We start from the raw sequence: 21,480 nt of genomic DNA, 5'->3' as shown, positions 1-21,480 counted from the left end.
ATTAGATGATACCAATGCAACGGGTTTTAATTTATTTTTTGTTTTAGAGGAATTTCTATCGCAAATTCGGAACCTTCTCCTAATACAGAATTGTAAGAAAGCTTGCCGCCGTGTTTTTCTACTATAATAGAGTGTGAAATCGCCAATCCTAAGCCAGTTCCTTTGCCAATGGGTTTAGTAGTGAAAAACGGGTCAAACAAGCGCTTTTGCACATCTTCGCTCATGCCGGGGCCGCTGTCAGCTATCCATATGGCAACGCTGTTATTGTCGGTTACTTGGGTGCGAATCGTAATTGCGAGATTTTTGGCGGTGCGATCGGATTTCTTCATCTCCATTTCCAATGCGTCTAGCGCATTGCTCAACAAATTCATAAATACTTGATTTAACTGACCGGGATAACATTCAACTAAAGGCAAATTACCGTATTCTTTAATCAGATTAATTGTCTGGTGATCTGGTTTATGTTTCAGGCGGTTTTGCAAAATCAGCAGCGTGCTTTCAATGCCTTCGTGAATGTCAACTTGTTTCTTTTCGGCTTCGTCAAGTCTTGAGAAAGTCCGCAGGCTCAAAACTATGTCGCGGATGCGATCGGCTCCGACTTTCATAGATGCTAAAATTTTAGGTAAATCTTCAATAAGATAATCAATTTCAAAGTCTTCTCTTGCATCTAAAATTCTTGCGGTTGGCTGCGGGTATTCCTTGTGGTAAAGTTGCAGCATTTTTAGCAACTTTTGAGTGTATTCGCTGGTGTAGCTGAGATTGCCGTAGATAAAATTAACCGGGTTGTTAATTTCGTGGGCGACACCTGCTACTAACTGTCCCAAACTCGACATTTTTTCACTTTGAATTAATTGAGTTTGGGTGCGTTGAAGTTCGTGCAAAGTTTGTTCTAGCTGTTGAGTTTGAGCTTGAGCTAATCGGGCCGCTGTGCGGGTTTGGGTGTAAAGTTCGGCGTGGTCGATCGCGATCGCAATTTGAGCGACCACCGCTTGCATCAGTTCGACTTCCGATTCGCTCCAATTTCGCACGGACATAGCCTGATAGCAGGTAATCAGCCCAATATCGCCGGCAGCAGTATGAATTGGCAGCGACAGCACTGAGTTAAAATTTGAAGCCTGGAAAACTTCGCGCAATTCTACATCTTCAAAAGTGCTGACATCATCAATTCGCAGAATTTCTCGCCGCAAAATCTGTCGCACAGCGAGACTATATTTGTCGTCTACAGGATAAGTGCCAAGCATACTCGGCAAATCTGCATTCTTCGCTTCGTAAGTTACGTCCCAAACCGGAGGATTGGTGTTGGGGCGATACCAAGTGAAAATGCACCAATCTAGGTGCATCAGATTGCGAATTTCTTGAACTGCGGTTGCTAAAATTGTGTCTAAATCTAAAGAAGTGCGGATTTGGTTGGCAATTTGATTGAGCAGTTTTTCTCGCTGAGCTTGTTGTCGGAGCGCTTGTTCCGATCGCACTAAAGTTTCTTCTGCAAGTTTGCGATCGGTTAAATCTTGAAGCACTGCTTGGATAATTTTTTCATTTCCAACCTCGATGATTGTCAGCACGACTTCTGCGGGAAAATCAGTACCGTCTAAGCGTTGGTGAACCCAATCAAAACGGTGGTTTCCCCGCTCAAAGGCGAGATCCATCATTTCGTTAACCAAGCTCAAAGAATCTCTGCCGTTGGGTTGAAAATGAGGCGACAGTGTGCCTGGGTTTTTGCCGTACAACTGTTGCGGGGTAGTGCAGCCAAATAGTTTTAGGGTGGCTGTGTTGGCATCGGTGATGCCATTCTCATATAACATCAAAACAGGCAAACTGGTTAATTCGTAGAGCGATCGAAATTTGGCTTCCGACTGCTGCAATGCGGCTTCTGTTTGCTTGCGAGCGGTAATGTCGGCAACCATTGCCAAAGCGCCCACATACCGTCCCTGTTTGTCTGCCAAAGAATTAGTAGAAACCATCGCCCACAAGTCGCGGCCGTCTCGGCGACGGAACTTAAAATCGTGCTGTTCGCTAATTCCTTCACGGCGGCGGTCGAGATTGACTTGTGCGATCGCCATGCCTTCTGCATCCATGAAAGCAAAGAGCGACTCCCCGATCATTTCCTCTGGGGTGCAGCAGAGCATATCGGCCATTTTTTGGTTGACAAAAGTAGTTTTACCCTCCGCATCTATGATCCAAATTCCTTCGTCGGCTGTCTCGACAATGCACCTGTACTTTTCCTCGCTTTCCCTGAGCGCTTCTTCTGCTAATTGGCGAGCCGTAATGTTTTGAGTCATTAGCAATCCGCCGATGATTTCTTGCCGTTCGTTTCTGACTGGCAAAGCATAACCGAGGTAAACGCGATCGCTGTAAAAAATTTCTGTAACAACTGTTTCTCCTGCCAGTGCCGCCCGATAAGTTGGCTCGATATCGGCGCAAACATCTGGCTCGAATACTTCCCAGATTGTCTTGCCTTCCATCAATTCTTTGGAAAGCCCCACTGCTGCTAATTCTGTACCTTCTACCAGCGTGTAGCGCATTTCTGGATCGAACAAAATCACCGCACCGTTAGGAAAGTTGCTTGCCATAGTGCGGTAAAGCTGTTCGCTTTTTTGCAGTGCTGCTTCTGCAAGTTTGCGATCGCTAGTGTCAACTACAACGGCACCGATACCGATCGCTTCGCCATCTTTGTCGAGCAGGGGAAAATAAGAGCCTGTCAGGTGTCGGACCAACCCCGGTTGTCTTGGATTGTCACAACTCATCTCGATGTTAATTAGGGGTTGTTTCGTTCTCAAAATTTGTTCGTACAAAGGCTCTACCATTGGAGCGATATTCGGCAATATTTCGCGTACAGTCTTGCCGATGTGCTCTGCTGGACTCAGGCAATTTATTTCTGCTAAAAATTGATTAATTTGCACGTACCGCAGTTGGGAGTCCAAAATGCAAAGTCCTGTCGGTGCCTCCTTAAAAAAGGCATCAAATAGTGCTTGTCTCTGTGCTAATTCTTGTTCTAAAGCTTTGCGAACGCTGAGATCTGTTAAATAGCAAATCATCCCGACAACTTCTCCCGTGTTGTCTTTCAATAGCGAAAGCATCAGGTGCGAGTAAAAATTTTCTCCCGATTTACGGCGTGTTATAACTTCTATTTCAGGCTCGCCTTTTTTTTGTAGCGGTTTGATGACTTGCTCTAACAAAAATTCGTGTTGTTCTGGCGAGTAAATTAGAGAAATGTGCTGTCCGATAGCCTCAGTTTTTTGATAGCCGTATAACTTTTGGGAGGCTTGATTCCAAATGCTGATCGAGCCGTCCATATCTGTAGAAATCACCGACTCCTGAATTTGGTCGATAATTTGACTTTGGAGACGCAATTTTTCTTTTGTCTGTTCCAATTCGGCGATTTTTTCTTCGAGTAGTTTCTGAGTTTTTGCCAGTTCGGCAGTTTGCTTTGCGAGCAATTTTTCTAGATGTGAATTGCTGTGCGGCGGGGCTGATTCCAGCGGCTCACTATTTTCATGCTGAGGATTAAAAATTTCTTCAGCACTCAGCCAAATCGCGCACTCTCCCTCTGTTTCAATTGCCCGCTCGGAAACTCGCACGGGTACGAGATGGTTGTTTTTATGTTTGTATGCTGCTTCGCACAGGTGCGTGTGGCTATTTTTTGCTTGACATTCTAGATATTTTTCTGGGCGCGCGCAGTGTGTTTGCTGAATTTCCCAGTAGTTGAGGTGGAGAGTTTCTGCAACTGTGTGGCCGATAATACTTGCAAAAGCTGGATTTACGTCGAGAAAAGTCCCGTCCGTCCGGCACAATGCCAACCCGATCGGGCACAGTTCTAACAATTGGCGGCGGGAGCGATCGCGCTTGGCTTTTCCTAACTGGCTTTGCATCTGACATAGCTGGGCTTGAGTTATTTAATTATATCTTTTTATATTGTTCATTGCTGTGACTTTTATCCTTCATTAAGCAAGAGAGAAGAAGGAAGAAGGAAGACTTCCTTCTTCCTTCTATTAATCGCGGGCAATACCTTCAGCTCGGGCCGCCAACTGTACTGCACCGGCGACAGCAATTGCAACTCTTTCGTCAAAAACAGACGGTATAATGTGCTCTTTGTCAAGCTGGGAAGGGCTGACTAAAGAGGCGATCGCGTAAGCTGCTTCCAAATACATACTGGGCGTAATCGTGGCAGCTTTGCAGTCCAAAGCACCTCGAAATATCCCCGGAAATGCCAAAACATTGTTAATTTGATTCGGGTAGTCGCTGCGTCCGGTGGCAATGATTACCCCATCATCCACAATTAATTCTGGCTGAATTTCGGGAATGGGATTTGCCATTGCAAAAACAATGGGATTCTCGGCCATCGAACGCACCATCGAGCGGGTGAGCACGCCTGGGGCGCTGACCCCTAAAAATACATCGGCACCGGCGATCGCATCTTCCAAAGTACCGCTCGAAGGCACAGCAAATTCTAGTTTTTCTGGGTTCATATCCGTGCGGTCTTGGGAGAGGACGCCTTTGGAGTCGCACATGATGATGTTTTCCGCACCTGCTTTACGCAGCAACCGCGCGATCGCGACTCCTGCCGCACCGGCTCCGTTAATCACGATACACACTTCTGCTATGGATTTTTTCACGAGTTTCAAGGCATTAATTAATGCTGCCAAACTGACAATCGCAGTGCCGTGCTGGTCGTCGTGAAAAATCGGAATATCTAAGGTTGCCCGCAGTCTTGCTTCGATTTCAAAGCAGCGGGGAGAAGAAATATCTTCGAGGTTAACGCCGCCAAAAACCGGGGCGATATTCTGCACTGTGCGAATAATTTCCTCGGTATCTTGGGTATTCAAACAGATAGGAAAGGCGTCAATACCTGCAAATTCTTTAAATAGCATGGCTTTGCCTTCCATGACTGGCAGTGCGGCGGCAGGGCCGAGGTTTCCCAGTCCCAAAACAGCGCTACCGTCAGTAACAATGGCAACAGTATTTTGTTTGATTGTGAGGTTGTAAACTTGTTCGGGGTCATTGGCGATCGCAGTGCAGATGCGGCCGACTCCAGGGGTGTATGCCATTGCCAAATCTGACTGGCGTTTGAGGGAAATTTTGCTAATTACGCTGATTTTTCCGCCGCGGTGCAAGTTGAAAGTGCGATCGTACACGTCCATCACTTTGATATCCGGCAGCGCTTTCACTGCTTGGAGTATTTCTTCGTTGTGCTCGGTGCTGTAAGCATCGACTGTGATATCGCGAACGCTAGTGGCGCGGGTTTGCTCGATCAAGTCAATTTGGCCGCAGTTGCCGCCGACAGATGCGATCGCGCTGGTAACTCTTGCCAGCATTCCCGGCTGGTTCGGCAGAGCAACCCGAATTGTTAAACTAAAGCTGGGGTTTGGTGTCAGTTTTACCATGATGCCTTGATTTCAGATTTGAGAATTTCAATCTTAGATTTTATCGCCAATGTTAGGCATAAAATTTAATAATTCAAATTTTCAACTTAAATTTCTAACAAATTCTCTGAGCCTGTGATACGATCGCTCTGCACTGCCAAGGGTGTCGCTGGGAAACTCATCTTTTTTTGAGTTGAGCTTTGCTTTGTGTATAGCTTGTGACTCGCCCACAAACAGCCTATTTTCTGTCAACTTCGCCGCGAACCGCGAATAGGAAGCGCGGGGCTAGAAACCCGGTTTCTGAGGTAAACGTGCGTAAGTCCGATCTATTTTTGAGAATATTTCTGCTTATTCTGAACACGAGCAGATATTTCGCAAAACTCTATTTTCCAGCGATACCGCCTAATTTCTGCTGCTGTCTTTTGAAGCGAGACACCCAGGAGAGTTGATGCGGCTGTTTGGTGGCCTTTATTGAGAAGGTAAAAAGTAGATGCACGGCTGTTTTAGCCGGCAGGTAAAAATCTGATCGACTGACAAGCGGGCATTTGATATATCTTTTGCCTGCTTGTTTAACACTTACCAAGGATTGCGAGTGCAACCTTGTAAACGATCTAATTACCTGCACGCTTTGCCCGATAATTCCAGGGAGTGTAACTAACAGACAATCTACCCCGCGCCGGCACAGGAACAGGTTCAGCCGAACCGTGCACAGTTGCTGGTTGCTAACTGTCAATTTTATCGATCGGCCGCAGCATCGGCACATATAATAGTAAAGAATTTGCAAGCCAGACAATCCGGGGGAACTTTTTCTAAGTCTTGCAGATCGACCGATTTCTCTGCTTCGCTGCCGGCGGGAACTATGCACAGGGCAACTTGTCCGACTCCAGCCATGAGTTCGGCAACTCGCTCCAAAATACTGTCGATTTTTTCAATTAGTTGCTCTGCTGCATCCAGATTTGGCGCGATAATGAAAAAGGTTTTGACTCCATCGGGACAGGGGGCGAAGCCGAGGGTACAGTCTCGTAATAGTGCTTCGGTGGAGAGACTGAAACCGTTGTAGAAGCGATCGATTACTGCTTGATAAAAGGCTTGGGTCAGAGAACGATCGCCAAAAATAGGTTGAGATAACATAACTACTTCCTTTCGTAGGATTTTTGGGGGCTTTGAAAAAATTTTAACATACCTTAATGTAAGCGATTTAACAAAATGATCTAGCGATCGAGATCATGGACTAGATGTGATAATTTTAAATTTGTGTAGCGATCGCAACTGTGATAAAATGTACTCTGTGATATTACTGCCAGTGCTTTCGATCGCATCACCAGCTTAAAGCTAAGTACAAAATTTCCTAGTAGTTGGGGAGAGGGGGAGAGGGCCAGAGGGAGAGAACCAGAGGGAAATTACCTAAGTAGTAAGAGTATTATTGGCAAAAAGTGCTTAATCTAGAGTTTAAAATAAACATCCAATCAAAATATTCAAGATGAACTCGATCGCCCAACAGTTAAAAGCAAAATTTGAAAAAGCATTCACCGCTGCATTCGGCGAAAGTTATGCAGGTGCAGATCCGATGCTAGCCGCCGCCAGCAATCCCAACTTTGGGGACTTTCAGTGCAACGCGGCGATGAGTTTGGGGAAAAAGTTAGGAAAGCCCCCAAGGGCGATCGCCTCGACAATCATCGAAAACCTAGATATTACTGACATCTGCGAAACCCCAGAAATCGCCGGGCCAGGTTTTATCAATTTGAAGCTGAAACCGGCTTATTTGGAAGCGCAAATTAGTGCGATCGCCGCAGACTCGCGTTTGGGGATTGAACCCGCGAAAACGCCTCAGACAATCGCGATCGACTTTTCGAGTCCGAATATAGCCAAAGAAATGCACGTCGGGCACTTGCGATCGACAATCATCGGAGATGCGATCGCCCGTACCCTCGAATTTCAAGGCCACGACGTACTCAGAATCAACCACATCGGCGACTGGGGCACCCAATTCGGAATGCTGATCGCATACTTGCGCGAAGTTCACCCCGAAGCCCTCACAACCGCTGACGCCCTAGATTTAGGAGATTTAGTCGCATTTTACCGCCAAGCAAAACAGCGCTTTGACACTGACGAAACCTTCAAAGAAACCGCCCGCCAAGAAGTAGTAAAACTGCAAGCAGGCGCAGAAGACACCCGCCGCGCCTGGAAATTGCTGTGCGATCAATCGCGCCGCGAATTCCAAGTAATCTACGACTTGCTCGATATCAAATTAACCGAACGCGGCGAATCGTTTTACAATCCTCTATTGCCCGCTGTAGTCGAAGATTTAACCAATCTAGGTTTGCTAGTTGAAAGTGACGGCGCGAAATGCGTTTTTGTAGACGGTTTCACCAACAAAGAAGGTGAACCCCTGCCGCTAATCGTCCAAAAAACCGACGGCGGGTACAATTACGCCACAACAGATTTAGCAGCAGTGCGCTACCGCATCCAAAAAGACAATGCAAAGCGCATAATTTACGTCACAGATTCAGGACAAGCCAACCATTTTGCCCAAGTATTTGCAGTAGCCAGAAAAGCCAATTGGATTCCTGAAGATGTCGAAATTGTCCACATTCCCTTCGGTTTGGTATTGGGAGAAGACGGCAAAAAACTCAAAACTCGTTCTGGGGAAACAGTGCGGTTGCAGGATTTGTTAGATGAGGCGATCGTCCGCGCCACCAAAGATTTGGAAGACAGATTGGAAGATGAGAAAAGACACGAAACTCAAGAGTTTATAGCTAACGTAGGTCGAGTAATTGGTTTGAGTGCGGTTAAGTATGCCGATTTAAGTCAAAACCGGGCGAGCAATTACACTTTTAGTTACGATAAGATGCTGGATTTGAAAGGAAATACAGCACCTTATATGCTCTATGTTTGCGCGCGCGTGCACGGAATTAGCCGCAAAGGTGAGATTGATTTCGAGAATTTAGATGCTAGTGCGAAAGTAATTTTGCAGTCGGATGCGGAGTTAGTTTTAGCCAAGCATTTATTGCAATTTAGTGAAGTTATAAATGCTGTTGAGGGTGATTTGTTGCCGAATCGGATTTGTCAGTATTTGTTTGAATTGAGTCAAAAATACAATCAATTTTACGAACAGTGTCAGGTGTTGAAATCTGAGGAACCGTTGCGGACTTCGCGGTTGATTTTGTGCGATTTGACGGCGAGGACTTTGAAATTGGGTTTGGAGTTGTTGGGGATTAAGGTATTGGAAAGAATGTAATTTTTGAACCCCTTTGCACTCACGCACCGCCCCAAGTCTTGAACTATACCGATGCAACCAGAAATCATATTACCCAAAATCAGGACAGGGCACTGCCGTGTCCCTACAATTAATCGGGCGATGGTTACATCTCTCATCAAGTGTTCATGATTATTTTGGGGTAGGGAAACGGCACTGCCGTGTCCTCGGTTGCCGTGTTTTCGATGATTATATCCGATCGTTGAAATTCATCAGCAAAGTAAACCTTAATTGAAAGAGAATCATATTATTTACGGTTGTTTCTGAATGATTAAACCACAGAGGGCGCAGAGGGTGCTGAGTCAGAGAAAAGAGAGATGAATAATTCCGATACCAACGGATTTGATATCACTTTGCATCAATTTCTGCCCACAGTTCAGAAAGCGGTACAGTCTCTCCTGTCATTGCTTCGTGCCATCCTTGACGAAAATAGTCTTCGGCTGACTTCAGCGGTTCATGCAAGAACAATAACGCGAACTCGGTGGCATGCAAATTTCGCTAATTGCGCTAGAATTTATTCTCAACTTCCTGTAGTTATAACAGTTGTTATGTCATTGCTTTTACTTTTTGTGACCTTGGGGTCTAGTTAATTGTAGCGCATCTCTAAAATCGAGCATTTACGGCTTTTTGTTAACAATTAAGGTCTCCAAGACGCCTTTAAACATTGTTACGACAATTTGGCGATCGTTATCTCTGACAAAAATCTCGTAATTGGGAATTGAGTTAATTTCAATTAACCAATATGCTCCGTTTTTATCTAGTGCTATGTCAAGCCCAGCATAATTAATCGCCATTTCAGCAAAAACAGGTTTAACAAAATCTTCAATCTCCGACATGAGAGTGGGGTTAATTATATGTTTGGCTTTTGCACCTTCCCAGTGCAGCGGGCTTAAATTCCCCGCAAATTTAGCCTGAGATTTGTCTTTCTCGTACAGCAAAACTAGCTTTTCTTTGCAGAAGACAGCCCGATATTCGTGGGCTATTTCGATGTATTCTTGAGCTAGCGCCACATAGTCATAATTTTTGCTGTCGATGTTAAATATAATTTCTAGGGCTTCTTGAATTTGCTCTCTAGTTTCACACAAAAAAACATTGTTGCCGCCAGCACCGCTATTTCTTTTGAGAATCATCGGCAGAGCGAAATTTTTGTTTACTTCTAAAACTATTGATTCAATATCTGGTAAAGTCAAATACTTTTTATACTTCTCCTGGTAGTGAGGCGAGACAAAAGCGAGAGTTCTGGGAGTATTTATTTTGCCGTTTAATATTTGATAAGTATATTCTTTGTCTTTAAAAATCTGTGCAATTGATGGGCTGTTAAATGGCATACTGTAATTTACAAAATAATAGTTTTCCCCTCTATGTTTGATTCTAATCAAGTTTTGGGAAGGATGCAGGATTTCGTAAGGGATATTTAATTCTTGACAAGCTGCCAGCAGGAGTTCAATATTGGTTAGCATAAAATGCAATTTCAATTGGGAATTTTAACTTTAGTATACACCATTACTCAATATCCCGCCACTCGCGAGCATCCACAAATCTCGACAAATGCCCCACATTTGTTGTAGCAATAACAACCTCTTCTCCACCTTCACCAACCAGCAAACCTTGAGCCGCTAAAATCACATCTCCATCAAGTTCTTTCGGGTCTGCAGTCGGGATTCCTGCTTGACGGGATTCGGCCCACAACTGAGCAGCCTTGAGTATTGTAGGTGTCGTTATTGGCAAGTATTCAAGCCTCTCTTTCCAGTCATCAAGCCGTCTAACTCCTGCCAGTTTATTTGCACGCAGCAACTCTCGCCTCACCTCATAGTCGGCTATCTCAGGTAAAATCACCCTGTAACCTTTGAGCAACAAAGAGCGCACCCACATCCGACATTCCACTGTCACAGCCGACCCTTTGGGATTTGTTAATGTTCCTAAAGGGCCAGCATCTAATAATACAATCATTGTTTTTGAAATAAAAGTCGCTGGGATGACAGGCGGTCTTCATCTAATACTTTTTGCAAGTATTCAAATGTCTCTGTCTGTTCCTCAGCGTCTCCTTCTTCTGCCCATTTATCTAACCACTCAATTGCAGCTAGATTTATCTCCATTTGTTCTTCTTTTGTTCGGGAAGGAAGCACAGGTGATGGATTTTTATTGACTAAATTTAGCCAATAAGTTAACCGCCGATCTACTACTTCCGTAATTATCGCTTTCAGTTCTTCAACGGTTAAGTCCGATACTCGTTTGGTTGGGAGAATTATCGCTTGCAGTTCTTCAACTGTCAAGTCTGCTACTCGTTTTGTTTCCATTTGGCAGCCTCATTATTTCAATCTAATTTTAAATATCTGAGATTGGAGAACCGATCGCAATTCTCTCATCTCAAATTTCATCAAATTTTATCCAAACAACCGCTGCTGCCCGTTGGCCGCATCTTTCCCGGCATAAATCTCGCGCGTTCCCTTGGGAATGTAAATCCAATCGAATTCTTGCAAGCGGTTTGTCAAATTGGAAATGCTCACTCCCAATTCATCTCTCATTTTGTATAAATGCGACCACTTAGTTAAATCGCGTCCCTGTCTTTTTTCCTCCAAAATACACCGAGGCATCAACAAACAGCTTGCAAAATATTGCGCTTGCCATTCGATCGACAAAACCTTATTATCAGCACTCGCACCCCGACAAACAAACGGTTCCTCGACATCAGACGCCGTTTTTCCTTCATTGCCTAAGTTTGATTCCAACTGTTCCACAGTCCCGTCTGCTTCGTCTTGATTGACGTGTAGCACCCAGTGTCCGATTTCGTGGGCGATCGTCGATTCGATGAAGCCCGGCGGTTTTTCGAGAATCTGTTCGTTGATTTCGATTAACCGCTGCTGCGGCAAAATCCTCGCGGCGATCGCACCTTCTTCATCCGGCTCAATGCACTCCCAAACTACGCCCAAATCCAGAAAATCAGCAACCGTTGTCGCATCAAAAGGCCATCTCGGAGCAAAATTTTGCGTTTTCTGCATCTGCATCAAGATGTCATTTGCCAAACGCTCGATCGATTCTTTGGGATAGAAGCAATACGGCTTAAAAATACTCACTATGAGGGGCCTCTCTTACGCTTCAAAAGACTGTTTGAGCCAATCTGGATTTTCTTGCATCCGGCGGAAAAGAGCCTGCATTTCCTTCGGATTCTGCTTCAGCAGCGCTTCGTACTGCTGCGGCAGCCTCCCCGCCAGGAAAATCAATTCCTCTTCGTTTATGTCTAGATTCCGCGCTAATGCTCGGATTACGTCCTCTTTTGGCGCATAATCGGCTCGATCGTTCTCCAACTTCGACAAATAAGTAAAGTCCACACTTAGCATACCCGCTAGCTCACGTTGTGAGTAAGCTTTGTCCTTGCGAGCTTGACGGATCAGTCTTCCAAATGTTTGTTCCACGGTTTTTTGCCTCCTGACAAGCATTCTAGCCTGTTTTGATGAAAAGTTCAACAAAACACTTGACGGGAAAATCAACCCGCGCTACCATGAGGTTAGTTGACGGTTTAATCAACTAAGTTAACCGCCCTGGTAGGGTCAAAAGGCGAAATTATCCCAGCAAACACGCTACAGATAGCGCCTTTAAATTCAGAGGAGTGAGAAGCGCTGGGCGTCAAAACGCTTGTACGCAGCAAATAAGGAGGAGCAGATCGCAAATGCTGAGAACCTGGACAGACACGCATTACAAGCTCGAAGACGATGACTGGCTATACATCGCCACCCACGAAGAACAAAGCTCAGCCTCACTGGTTTGTCCCGGCTACGCGCGGGATGGCGAAGGCTTCAGCATCCACTTCACCCCAGCGCACTTAGAAACGTTAGAGCATTTGCTCGCCGCGCTGCGGATTATCAAAGCTCAACAAGAGGCGATGCTTGAGTATACCTATCCAGAACCAAAAGCGACAACACATCTCATTAGGTAATCGAAGTTCTGCCACGAGCAATGTACGAGATTTAACGGATTACCAATTACCAATTCCCTGTAAAGCAGCAATAAAGAAATAAGGAAAAACGAACAATGACTAAAACACAAGAAAGACCTACATTTTCAGTATTTGGTGCCAAACCGAGCAATGCTTTGCTAGTACCAGAAATCCCGATCGCAGTACGTAACAATTGCCAATCGGGCCAATGGGCGATCGGCGATACAGACTACGGTTCCAAGTGTTCCATGACAATCCTCAAATTTTCCAAATTCTTCGGTTCCCTCGGTCAAACTTCCCACACACTGTGGGGTCAACTGTGGTTTGTCGCAGAAAGTGGCGAATTGCCGCAAGGAGTTGTCATGGTGACATACATCAAAAACCGCAGCTTGAACGATTTTAACCGCTTGGTAGCATCAGTTCAATCTCGCGGCGTAGAGCCTGCAACCGGGATTTTTATTCCCGAATTTGTCAAACATTCAGGTCAAAAACCAGACGAGAGCGGAGTAGTAAAACCGATCAACTACTACAGCTTGAAATGGTCTTGGAACGAGCGGAAAGATTGGGCGGTTATCGACCAAGCCGCAGCAGTTTTGTCAGATTCTAGCAATCAATCGCGGATGATTGACTTAGAAGGAACAAAAGCTATGGTGTGTTTAGATAACCTGCCGGCGCAGCAAGTGGCGTGCTTGATGGCTGCTCACGCTAGCGGTGAAAACGATGCTATGGCTTTGAATTCCAACGGCGGTATGTCGCTACCGCCAGCCGAAGAACAATTAACTGCTGACTTGTTCTAATTTTGTTGTAAAGGCGCGATTAAATCGCGCCTTTACCATAACTGTTACCACAGACTGAAATGAAGAAATTAACCAACCTGAAAACCAAACCAAACCTGCAAGAAAGCCGTTTGAAAGAGAATCTTGAGCTGCTAGACCAAATTCGGACAGACGCAGTTAACGACATCGAAAGTCTCACCGAAGACTTCCAACACATGACTTTAGTTGCCGAATCAGTCCAGCGGAATTACCGAGCTTTGTTAGCCGAAAATCAATTGCTAAAAGGTACACTTTTGAGTATAATTGATGAGTGCGATTGCAGGGAAGGAAATCGGTGCGATCGCTGCTGGAAAATTCTCAAAACTCTAGCCAGCGCCAATCCCGAAGAAAAATCCGATGCCGCCAGAAAATACCAAGCCATTCTCAGCCAACTCCGCAACTCACAATAACTGAAAACGTCTCAATCAAAAGTCTCGAAAAGTTAGAATCAGGAGAAAAAGCATTATGACACTAGCACCTGCCAAAGATAGCAAAGCCCAAATTTTGCAAAACTTTCAGCAGATTTTAGCCGACAAAAAAAAGATCGAATCCAAAGTCGAAACCAAAGAACAGTCAGCCGAAAAAGCCAAAAACAAACAAGTCCTCGAAGTCGCTTCCACCTACACAATTGACAGCATCGTCAAAGGCTTGGCAGACTTGCAATTAGATTTCGGCAGCATCACCAGCGGACTTTCCGAAAAACTGAAGGCGGAATCTTCAAAATTAGACGAATTAAAACGCGCGATCGAAATTGAAGCCGAACAATTGCAAGAGTTGCAGCAAATCAGAGTTGTAGCAGACGCCCTCCACATTTTAACTCAAGAGCACCGAGAAAAATTGACCCTGCTCGAACAAAACAGCGCCAACCAGCGCGAAATTATCGAAAAAGACACGACCCAAAAGCGCAAGGTTTGGGAAAAAGAACAGCAAAAATTTGATGCAGCATTTCAAGAAGAAATTGCACTCATAACTAAAAACCGTCAGGAAGAAACAGCAGATTACCAATACGAATTACAGCGCACCCGCAAAATCGAAACCGACGAATACGAAGAAACGAAGCGCAAACTAGAACGGCATTTGCAAGAATCTACCCGCGAAAAAGAAAAAAATTGGGTGGAACGGGAAAAAGTCCTCAGCGACAATCAAGCGGAGTTTGAAGAGAATCAAAGAAAAGCCGCCGGATTTGAACAAGAACTAAAACAGGCTTATGTCAAAGCCAAAGAAGAAGCAATTCAAGAAGTTTCCCGCGAAGCTAAAGTCAAGGCAGATTTAGTGGATAAAGAATGGGAAGGAAGCAAGCAGGGATATGAATTGAAAGTGCAATCTCTACAGCAGACAATTGGGCGACAAACCGAACAAATTGCCGAAATTTCCGCGCAACTGCAAGCCACGATGAAGCAAGCGCAAGACTTGGCAATGAAAGCTTTTGCTACCAAAGCTTAAGGTTTGTAGCTCAATTTTTGATAAGAAGCGGCGGTTGAAACCGTTACTACACAAACAAAGTCCGCCGACGCGGACTAACAGAGTTAGGAGATGAAAGCGATGGCGAGAATGAATGACAAAAATACGAAGGCTGAAATATTAGAAGCTTACAAACAGTTGGAAAACGAAAAAAATGCCCTACATTTGCAACTGAAGCAGCTTAATAACGATCAACCTGCCAATGTTTATCAATCAGAAAGTGCAGTCAAAGAACTAGCAATAGCGACAGCAAAAAAAGCAATGAATTTAACTGAAAGCAAACAAAAAATGCAGTCTACAATCGACAATTTGATTTTGCTGCAATTTGGCTTTGGTGGCGCTGTCAGCGAGTTGTCTGAAAAATTAACTTCGGAAGCTGCTAAAGTCGAAGAATTGCGGCGCACCGTGGGTGAGGAAATTCAACAACTGCAAGAGTTGCACAGTTTAGAAGATGTTGCAGAAGATACGCTGGACAATTTAATTCAACAGTACGAAGAAAGCGCGAAAACTTTTGCTGGCGAACTCAGCGAACAGCGCGAAACTGTTGAACAGGAATTGTTGGAACGCCGGCAAGCTTGGGAAAAAGAGCAGGAACTCCAAAAGTTGGCAGTTAAAGAACGCAATGAGAATCACCAAAAAGCTCGCGAGCGGGATGAAGAGTTGTATGATTACGATTTGAATCTTCAGCGAAATCTGGACATCGAAGAATACGAACAGCGCCAGCAAACGCTGTACAAAGAAATTGAAGAATTTAAGCAGGAACAGGAGAAACAGTGGGCAGAACGCGAAAAATTTCTTTCGGAACGAGAAAAACTTTATGCTGAGGTTAAAGCTAAGGTAGAAGCTTTCCCGAAAGAACTGGAAGCTAATATCAAGAACGGGAAAGATAACGGCCGCAATATTGGCAATTATCAAGCTAAAGTTAAGGCGGATTTGTCTGCTAAAGATATCGAAGGGCAAAAGCAAAATTATGAACTGCAAATTCAAGGGATGTTGCAGACAATTCAAAATCAAGATGAGCGCCTTGCTAGCTTGTCGAAACAACTGGATTCTGCTTTGAAACAGGTTCAAGATTTGGCGGTGAAGGCGATTGAAGGTGCATCGAATTTGAGTTCTTTCCAAGCAGTGAGGGAAATTGCGATCGAACAAGCGAAGACTCAGCAAAAAAATAAGTAATCCGTAGCGCTTTTAGGAGCTAATTAGGTTGCTTTAGATACCCGATTTCTTGAAGAAGTCGGGTATTTGGGTATTGAAGGGAGAGATTTTTGCGATCGCCCGCGAACTGTGCAAAAATATAAGTATTTAGGATTAGGACAACTGCTATGCTTGATACTAACTACTTCGATCCGCGCGACATTCCTATATATTCTATCCCTGAAGCAGCGCAATATCTCAGGCTGCCGAAGGATAGGTTGCGATCTTGGGTTAAGGGCTGGTCTTCGGAAACAAAAGCGGACAAGCCCTTCTTTGAGCCACTGATTAAGTTACCTCACCCCAACAATTTTGAACTGCTTCCCCAGTCCAAAACTACACTACTTTCTTTCACAAATTTGGTAGAGGCTCATGTCTTGATTGCCATTTTTAAGGCTACTGGCTTCTCCCGAAAACAACTTAGCACTGAACTCGACTACATCAACAGTCATCTTTCGACTCCTCAATTATACGGTGGAATTGAGTTTCAAATCGAGGGAATACCTCTTTTGTTTGAGAGATTCGGACAGAAGCTTGCAGCATCTGACAGGGAAAAGGAAGCAAGACAGATTCTAAAAACTTATTTCGATCGCATTGTACGAGATGAAGCTGGATTACCCCTCAAACTCTACCCTTTCACGAAGCTACCAGGTGCGGACGAACCTAAAACAGTGATGATTGACCCCAGAATCTCCTTTGGCCGCCCAGTTTTAGCTGGAACTGGCATTCCCACAGCTATACTGGCGGAACGTTACAAAGCTGGGGATTCCATCGATGAACTTGCCGAAGACTACAATTGCGATCGGCTCCAAATTGAGGAAGGTATTCGCTGCGAACTTCCGCTAGTAGCAGCATGAATGAGATATTTTTCATAGACAGATGTTTAGGAACGAAACTGGCAGATTCACTCCGAAATGTGGGGGCTACAGTAGAAATTCACCAGGATTATTTTCTTCCAGATAGCAGGGATGAGGATTGGCTGAGGGAAGTTGGAAAGGACAATTGGGTGGTATTAACAAAGGACAAGAAAATCGCTACCCGTCGTTTGGAGTTATTAGCCGTGGCTCAAGGCGATGTAAGGCTTTTTGCATTTGCGGACGGCGATGTTTCTGGAGTTGTAGTGGCACAAGCTTTTGTAAATGCCTTAGAAAATATGCGAGGATTTATGCGGGGGAATCCAGCTCCTTTCATCGCTAAGGTGCACCAGTCGGGTATGGTAAAGTCCTGCAAGAACCGAAAAGAACTTTTGAAAATGCTCCCTAAAACCACATCCCAAATCAATCTCCCTTAGTCCAGTTTCCAAACTGTCTACTCCCCCCATTCTTTCAAGAGCCTCAAACCCTATCTACAGCATTATAATTTTTAGTCAAAAGCCCGATCGCACTGTTCACTTATCCAAACTGTCCCTTCCTCTCCTGACCGCTTCACTCACGCTATCTATTCTTTAAGTTAATCAACCAAAAGATATATTTGATCTAGAGGCACTATGCAGAAACAAATCATACGCCAAAAAGATACTAATGCTTGGATACTTCAGTGCTGGGTTTCTTTTATTCTTGCCATTTCCGCAACTACTGTAGGTATCATTTATTTACAGGTAGACCCCTGGCAAAAAGCTTTTATGGGTATGGGTTTAACTTTTTCTGTCGGCTCGTCTTTTACTTTAGCAAAAACCATTCGCGATAACAACGAGGCAACAACATTAACTGCCAGAATCGACGAAGCTAGAGTTGAGAAAATTCTCGCTGAACACCATCCTCTCAAATAAATTTAATTATACAATGTATATAAAAAACAGCCCGGGCGGGCTGTTTTTGTTGTTTGAGCCACAGGTTTCAAGCTGCGGATGGGAATTGGGGATTTCAATTGCTACCTTTGAACTTACGATCGCCCAATTTAGCTTTTTTCCGCTGGCGACCACGGGCCCGAATCGTCGCATACTCAAGGGGAAAGCCAACGACAGGAATCACCTGATCCTTGCGTTCTTCTTCCAGATTCTTGAGTTCGGTGTAATCAACCCAGTGAATGCAATTCACCGGACAAGTGTCGATCGCCTCAGCAATCAACTCTTCAGAATCCCCGTCTTGTCGAACTACGCGCGATCGACCGTAATCCGGTTCAATATAAAAAGTATTGCGAGCAACGTGAGCGCAGTGCTTGCAGCCAATGCAGGTAATCTCATCAACATAGACACCTTTTTGGCGCAACACGCCGCCCAATTCCGGTTCCAAACCAGAGCGATCGGGCGCATCCCGCAAAAAACCTCCCAACTCCGGCTCTAAACCAGAGCGATCAATTGCTGTATCTATTCCGAGTCCAGAAAGCTCAGACATTTAGACCCCCACAATAGTAAATAAGTCCGCGCAGGCGGACTTTGATGAGACAAGATTGCAAAAATCTCGAAAAATTATTAAGCGCACCAGCGTTGCACCACCAAGCGGAGCGAACCGTCTTGATTTTGCTTTTGCTCAGAAATTTGGAAACCCTGCTTAGCGCTTTCATTCACCACAGTATGGTAAGCGTAGCGCTGAGTCACCTTATTCAGAAAACGGTCTACAGACCAAGCTTGCTGCCAAAACTGCAAGTCAGCCACCAATTCATACTCAGTCCCGTTCCAGCTAAAACCTACGTCGTAGCCGTTTTCTTGCTCAATCACCACCTCAGCGGTGCTGGTTAGGCCGCGATAGCCGCGCACCTCAGTCGGGCCCGACTTCCAGTCGATACCCAAGTCAGTTAAAGCAGCTTCCAAAGAATTCAAATTGCGGATCTGGGTCTTAATTTGGCTAAAGTGTGACATGGTGATTCCCAAAAAATTTAAGTGAACTCAACAAAAAAAATTACCAATCGCTAAAAGCCACTTGGGCCGTCGCTTCGGCTGACTGATGCAGCGCTTGCGTGAAATATTCAGATGTTGACTCTTGATGAAGCACCACGCCGAGCTGAGCTTCAATTGCAGCCGTTACCTCAGCGCAGGAAGCACCGACAATGCCGGTGACAGTTTCCTGTACGCGGCCATCTGGATAGATCACAAACTCTAGTGTTTCCATAATCCGGGCTGACTGAATAGGAATAGTGAGATCAGACACCGACACCAGCAAGCCAGGGACGATGCCTCCTGAAGTAGCTTCTTGAGAGTTGGCTGACTGACAAAGCGCTATATCAATTTTGACGAATTGATAGGTTTTGAGTCACAACTTAACAGAAGTTATTAATAGGTAGAAGCAATACATCAGTTGTATGTAAAGTTTCGCGTAGATCGTGACATCAGTCAAGTCATACATGAGTGGCGAATATTAGCAAGGGCTATTGGGGATCGATCGCGGGGGAGGGAGGATAGATCGCGAGATAGTAGGCCGAGGGTAAGGTGCCGTGTGCTTCGCCCTACAGATAGTAAGCTGTTGGGCATCTAAATTTTATGTTTCGGGCGGGCGGGACACCCCACAAGAATTCTATCGAAAGTGACGACGGTAAAACTTAGATGCCTCTGGGTTCATCTGTTCTTAAGTTTTGTAAACGTAAAATACGATCGCGCTTTAGATACCAACTTCTTAAAAAAGTCGGGGTTCTGGGTATTCTGTTTTTCCTGCGTAATTACTTATCAATTAGTCTTAATTAATAATCCTGGCTTATCTAGATTGTCAGTCTAAAATCGATCGAATTACGCAGGATTATCTAAGCAAGAGAGAAAACCTGGCTTTAACGATCGGAGTAGTTGAGCAAGGGCATCATTACATCAAAGGATTTGGCAAGCTCAGCGACACCGTTTCTGCTATTCCTAAATGCTGGTACAATTTACGAAATCGCTTCCGTAACTAAACTATTTACAGGAAAAGTTCTGGCTAAATTAGTGAATGATAGCAAGGATGATTTCTCAGTAGATGAAATAGGGATAACGATATTAATGTAACTAGCTTCACCGTAGTGCCAGCTAATACATTGAGAACCTCTGTAAAAAATAGTTTAATGAGTTACTGGTAGGGGTTAAGGTGCATAATGCACACCCTACAGTATTAGTTTGTGAGTAAGTCCTGTTACCATAAAATCCTAATTAGTATTCTCTAAGATAAAGATTATTCAAATTGATTGATGATAATTGTTGCCGGAACCGTAACCGTTCTTTTAAGCAACCTGTGCCATGACGTGCCGCAGCGGAATCTGTACTATAAACTCAGTGCCCTTCTCCAGAGTGGAATCACACTCAATCTTGCCGCCGTGTTTTTCAGTGACGATTTGATGACTGATCGACAGTCCCAAACCAGTGCCTTTGCCCACGGGTTTGGTGGTGAAGAACGGATCGAATAGTTTAGAGCGAATGAGTTCCGGGATACCGACTCCATTATCGGCAATGCTAATCGCGATCGAGTTAGCACTACCGATCGAGGTGCTGATGGTAATGGTAGGTTGTTGGTTATCCCTGACACCTGATGTCTGCAAGGCATCGATCGCATTACTGAGGATATTCATGAATACCTGGTTGAGTTGACTGGGGTGGCATTCGACCTCCGGTAATTCCCCGTAGTTTTTGATGACTTGGATGGCAGGAAAATCGGGTCTGGCTTTCAGACGGTGTTGCAAAATCAACAGAGTGCTGTCGATACCTGCATGGATATCAACGGGTTTGCAGTCCGCTTCATCGAGGCGGGAGAAGGTGCGCAGGGAGAGCACCAGTTGGCGAATCCGATCGCTCCCCATTTTAATCGAACCCAGCATCTTCCACAAATCCTCTTGCAAAAATTCCAGCTCCAGGTATTCTGCCCGCTCTCGGATTTCTGCTACCGGATTGGGATAGTGCTTCTGGTACAGTTGCACCAAGTCCAGCAGCTCCTGAGTGTATTCTTTGACATAGTTCAGGTTGCCTTGAATGAAATTCACTGGGTTGTTGATTTCGTGTGCCACTCCCGCCACCAATTGGGCTAGGGCAGACATTTTTTCACCTTGCACTAGATGCACTTGGGCTTGCTTGAAACTTTCTAAGGCCTGGTTGAGTTCGTTGGTGCGCTGTTCCATGATCCGGGTGGCATTCCGCAGTTGGAGATGCACCCGAATCCGTGCCAAGACTTCTTCATGCTGAATCGGCTTGGTGATGTAGTCTACAGCACCCAGGCTCAGCCCTTTGACCTGATCCACCGAGTCGGAGAGGGCGGTCATGAAAATAACTGGAATATCGCGAGTGGCCGGATTAGCTTTGAGCCGCTGACAGGTTTCAAAGCCATCGATCCCTGGCATCATCACATCCAGCAAAATCAAATTGGGCTCAGACGATTGCACTCGTTGCAGGGCAGTTTCACCATTTTTGGCGATCGCCACCCGGTAGCCCTGTTCGCTCAACACATCAAACAATACTTGCAGATTGGTTGGGGTATCATCTACTACTAAGATCGTGTTTTCTTGAGAGATAGAATAGACTGACATTAGCAAACTCCTAAATATATTTAAGGGATGAATGGTTCATGGTGGATCGAT

21 protein-coding genes are annotated in these 21,480 nt (G+C 45.0%); 9 read left to right on the top strand and 12 right to left on the bottom strand.

Going from position 1 to position 21,480, the window contains the following annotated elements:
• Positions 1–26 precede the first annotated feature (26 nt).
• The 3 genes from QUA78_RS09775 to QUA78_RS09765 form a co-directional block, all read right to left on the bottom strand.
• Positions 27–3,869, bottom strand: a complete 3,843-nt coding sequence (locus tag QUA78_RS09775) for a PAS domain S-box protein (RefSeq protein ID WP_333398746.1) — start codon at positions 3,867–3,869, stop codon at positions 27–29.
• A 120-nt stretch (positions 3,870–3,989) separates the two neighbouring features.
• Positions 3,990–5,381, bottom strand: a complete 1,392-nt coding sequence (locus QUA78_RS09770) for a malic enzyme-like NAD(P)-binding protein (RefSeq protein ID WP_333305820.1) — start codon at positions 5,379–5,381, stop codon at positions 3,990–3,992.
• Positions 5,382–6,095: 714 nt separating this feature from the next.
• On the bottom strand, positions 6,096–6,491 hold the full coding sequence (locus QUA78_RS09765) for a hypothetical protein (RefSeq protein WP_333305818.1): 396 nt from the start codon (positions 6,489–6,491) through the stop codon (positions 6,096–6,098).
• Positions 6,492–6,840: 349 nt separating this feature from the next.
• On the opposite strand from QUA78_RS09765, the gene argS reads away from it, so the two are divergent.
• A complete protein-coding gene (gene argS / locus QUA78_RS09760) occupies positions 6,841–8,598 on the top strand; it encodes an arginine--tRNA ligase (protein ID WP_333305816.1) in 1,758 nt (585 codons plus the stop codon).
• A 635-nt stretch (positions 8,599–9,233) separates the two neighbouring features.
• Here argS and QUA78_RS09755 read toward each other — a convergent pair.
• The 5 genes from QUA78_RS09755 to QUA78_RS09735 form a co-directional block, all read right to left on the bottom strand.
• On the bottom strand, positions 9,234–10,076 hold the full coding sequence (locus QUA78_RS09755; RefSeq protein ID WP_333305814.1) for a YheC/YheD family protein: 843 nt from the start codon (positions 10,074–10,076) through the stop codon (positions 9,234–9,236).
• A 43-nt stretch (positions 10,077–10,119) separates the two neighbouring features.
• Positions 10,120–10,566, bottom strand: a complete 447-nt coding sequence (locus QUA78_RS09750) for a nucleic acid-binding protein (protein ID WP_333305812.1) — start codon at positions 10,564–10,566, stop codon at positions 10,120–10,122.
• On the bottom strand, positions 10,563–10,913 hold the full coding sequence (locus QUA78_RS09745; protein ID WP_333305810.1) for a hypothetical protein: 351 nt from the start codon (positions 10,911–10,913) through the stop codon (positions 10,563–10,565). Before QUA78_RS09745 ends, QUA78_RS09750 begins: the two co-directional genes overlap by 4 nt.
• 87 nt (positions 10,914–11,000) lie before the next feature.
• Positions 11,001–11,690 (bottom strand): ImmA/IrrE family metallo-endopeptidase, encoded by a 690-nt coding sequence (locus QUA78_RS09740; RefSeq protein ID WP_333398744.1) that lies wholly within the window; start codon positions 11,688–11,690, stop codon positions 11,001–11,003.
• 15 nt (positions 11,691–11,705) lie between these two features.
• Positions 11,706–12,029, bottom strand: a complete 324-nt coding sequence (locus QUA78_RS09735) for a helix-turn-helix domain-containing protein (protein WP_293262723.1) — start codon at positions 12,027–12,029, stop codon at positions 11,706–11,708.
• Positions 12,030–12,283: 254 nt separating this feature from the next.
• Between QUA78_RS09735 and QUA78_RS09730 the strand changes: the two genes are divergently transcribed.
• From QUA78_RS09730 to QUA78_RS09695, 8 genes are all read left to right on the top strand, one after another.
• The gene (locus QUA78_RS09730) at positions 12,284–12,550 is read left to right on the top strand and encodes a hypothetical protein (protein WP_006634886.1); all 267 of its coding nucleotides are present in this window, start codon (positions 12,284–12,286) and stop codon (positions 12,548–12,550) included.
• Positions 12,551–12,645: 95 nt separating this feature from the next.
• Positions 12,646–13,347 (top strand): hypothetical protein, encoded by a 702-nt coding sequence (locus QUA78_RS09725; protein ID WP_333398743.1) that lies wholly within the window; start codon positions 12,646–12,648, stop codon positions 13,345–13,347.
• A gap of 59 nt (positions 13,348–13,406) precedes the next feature.
• Positions 13,407–13,775, top strand: coding sequence for a hypothetical protein (locus QUA78_RS09720; RefSeq protein ID WP_172189322.1), 369 nt, complete (start codon positions 13,407–13,409; stop codon positions 13,773–13,775).
• Between the two features lie 55 nt (positions 13,776–13,830).
• Positions 13,831–14,808: a hypothetical protein gene (locus QUA78_RS09715; protein ID WP_333306762.1), complete on the top strand. Its 978-nt coding sequence runs from the start codon at positions 13,831–13,833 to the stop codon at positions 14,806–14,808.
• A 99-nt stretch (positions 14,809–14,907) separates the two neighbouring features.
• On the top strand, positions 14,908–16,002 hold the full coding sequence (locus QUA78_RS09710) for a hypothetical protein (RefSeq protein WP_333306759.1): 1,095 nt from the start codon (positions 14,908–14,910) through the stop codon (positions 16,000–16,002).
• 146 nt (positions 16,003–16,148) lie between these two features.
• The gene (locus tag QUA78_RS09705) at positions 16,149–16,874 is read left to right on the top strand and encodes a DUF433 domain-containing protein (RefSeq protein ID WP_333306756.1); all 726 of its coding nucleotides are present in this window, start codon (positions 16,149–16,151) and stop codon (positions 16,872–16,874) included.
• A complete protein-coding gene (locus QUA78_RS09700; RefSeq protein WP_333306754.1) occupies positions 16,871–17,308 on the top strand; it encodes a PIN-like domain-containing protein in 438 nt (145 codons plus the stop codon). Before QUA78_RS09705 ends, QUA78_RS09700 begins: the two co-directional genes overlap by 4 nt.
• A gap of 195 nt (positions 17,309–17,503) precedes the next feature.
• Positions 17,504–17,785: a YiaA/YiaB family inner membrane protein gene (locus QUA78_RS09695; protein WP_333306751.1), complete on the top strand. Its 282-nt coding sequence runs from the start codon at positions 17,504–17,506 to the stop codon at positions 17,783–17,785.
• A gap of 94 nt (positions 17,786–17,879) precedes the next feature.
• On the opposite strand, the gene QUA78_RS09690 is transcribed toward QUA78_RS09695, so the two are convergent.
• The 4 genes from QUA78_RS09690 to QUA78_RS09675 all read right to left on the bottom strand — a co-directional run bounded on the left by QUA78_RS09690 (position 17,880) and on the right by QUA78_RS09675 (position 21,429).
• A complete protein-coding gene (locus tag QUA78_RS09690; protein ID WP_333398742.1) occupies positions 17,880–18,350 on the bottom strand; it encodes a ferredoxin in 471 nt (156 codons plus the stop codon).
• 77 nt (positions 18,351–18,427) lie between these two features.
• Positions 18,428–18,814, bottom strand: a complete 387-nt coding sequence (locus tag QUA78_RS09685; protein ID WP_333267231.1) for a DUF1257 domain-containing protein — start codon at positions 18,812–18,814, stop codon at positions 18,428–18,430.
• A gap of 40 nt (positions 18,815–18,854) precedes the next feature.
• Positions 18,855–19,064, bottom strand: coding sequence for a DUF2997 domain-containing protein (locus QUA78_RS09680; RefSeq protein WP_015176940.1), 210 nt, complete (start codon positions 19,062–19,064; stop codon positions 18,855–18,857).
• A gap of 1,072 nt (positions 19,065–20,136) precedes the next feature.
• Positions 20,137–21,429 carry a response regulator gene (locus tag QUA78_RS09675; RefSeq protein ID WP_333304185.1) on the bottom strand — a complete coding sequence of 431 codons (1,293 nt, stop codon included), beginning with the start codon at positions 21,427–21,429 and terminating at the stop codon, positions 20,137–20,139.
• Positions 21,430–21,480 lie beyond the last annotated feature (51 nt).

It is taken from the genome of Microcoleus sp. K4-B3 (assembly GCF_036704615.1).
In the GTDB taxonomy this organism is placed as follows: Bacteria; Cyanobacteriota; Cyanobacteriia; order Cyanobacteriales; family Microcoleaceae; genus Microcoleus.
Note: the sequence above shows the minus strand (reverse complement) of the source record. Positions and strands in the feature narration are given on the sequence as shown.

Coding starts and splice junctions, on each gene's coding strand:
- QUA78_RS09775 (WP_333398746.1), bottom strand. CDS start 3,869: ATGCAAAGCCAGTTAGGAAAAGCCAAGCGCGATCGCTCCCGCCGCCAA.
- QUA78_RS09770 (WP_333305820.1), bottom strand. CDS start 5,381: ATGGTAAAACTGACACCAAACCCCAGCTTTAGTTTAACAATTCGGGTT.
- QUA78_RS09765 (WP_333305818.1), bottom strand. CDS start 6,491: ATGTTATCTCAACCTATTTTTGGCGATCGTTCTCTGACCCAAGCCTTT.
- argS (WP_333305816.1), top strand. CDS start 6,841: ATGAACTCGATCGCCCAACAGTTAAAAGCAAAATTTGAAAAAGCATTC.
- QUA78_RS09755 (WP_333305814.1), bottom strand. CDS start 10,076: ATGCTAACCAATATTGAACTCCTGCTGGCAGCTTGTCAAGAATTAAAT.
- QUA78_RS09750 (WP_333305812.1), bottom strand. CDS start 10,566: ATGATTGTATTATTAGATGCTGGCCCTTTAGGAACATTAACAAATCCC.
- QUA78_RS09745 (WP_333305810.1), bottom strand. CDS start 10,913: ATGGAAACAAAACGAGTAGCAGACTTGACAGTTGAAGAACTGCAAGCG.
- QUA78_RS09730 (WP_006634886.1), top strand. CDS start 12,284: ATGCTGAGAACCTGGACAGACACGCATTACAAGCTCGAAGACGATGAC.
- QUA78_RS09725 (WP_333398743.1), top strand. CDS start 12,646: ATGACTAAAACACAAGAAAGACCTACATTTTCAGTATTTGGTGCCAAA.
- QUA78_RS09720 (WP_172189322.1), top strand. CDS start 13,407: ATGAAGAAATTAACCAACCTGAAAACCAAACCAAACCTGCAAGAAAGC.
- QUA78_RS09715 (WP_333306762.1), top strand. CDS start 13,831: ATGACACTAGCACCTGCCAAAGATAGCAAAGCCCAAATTTTGCAAAAC.
- QUA78_RS09710 (WP_333306759.1), top strand. CDS start 14,908: ATGGCGAGAATGAATGACAAAAATACGAAGGCTGAAATATTAGAAGCT.
- QUA78_RS09705 (WP_333306756.1), top strand. CDS start 16,149: ATGCTTGATACTAACTACTTCGATCCGCGCGACATTCCTATATATTCT.
- QUA78_RS09700 (WP_333306754.1), top strand. CDS start 16,871: ATGAATGAGATATTTTTCATAGACAGATGTTTAGGAACGAAACTGGCA.
- QUA78_RS09695 (WP_333306751.1), top strand. CDS start 17,504: ATGCAGAAACAAATCATACGCCAAAAAGATACTAATGCTTGGATACTT.
- QUA78_RS09690 (WP_333398742.1), bottom strand. CDS start 18,350: ATGTCTGAGCTTTCTGGACTCGGAATAGATACAGCAATTGATCGCTCT.
- QUA78_RS09685 (WP_333267231.1), bottom strand. CDS start 18,814: ATGTCACACTTTAGCCAAATTAAGACCCAGATCCGCAATTTGAATTCT.
- QUA78_RS09680 (WP_015176940.1), bottom strand. CDS start 19,064: ATGGAAACACTAGAGTTTGTGATCTATCCAGATGGCCGCGTACAGGAA.
- QUA78_RS09675 (WP_333304185.1), bottom strand. CDS start 21,429: ATGTCAGTCTATTCTATCTCTCAAGAAAACACGATCTTAGTAGTAGAT.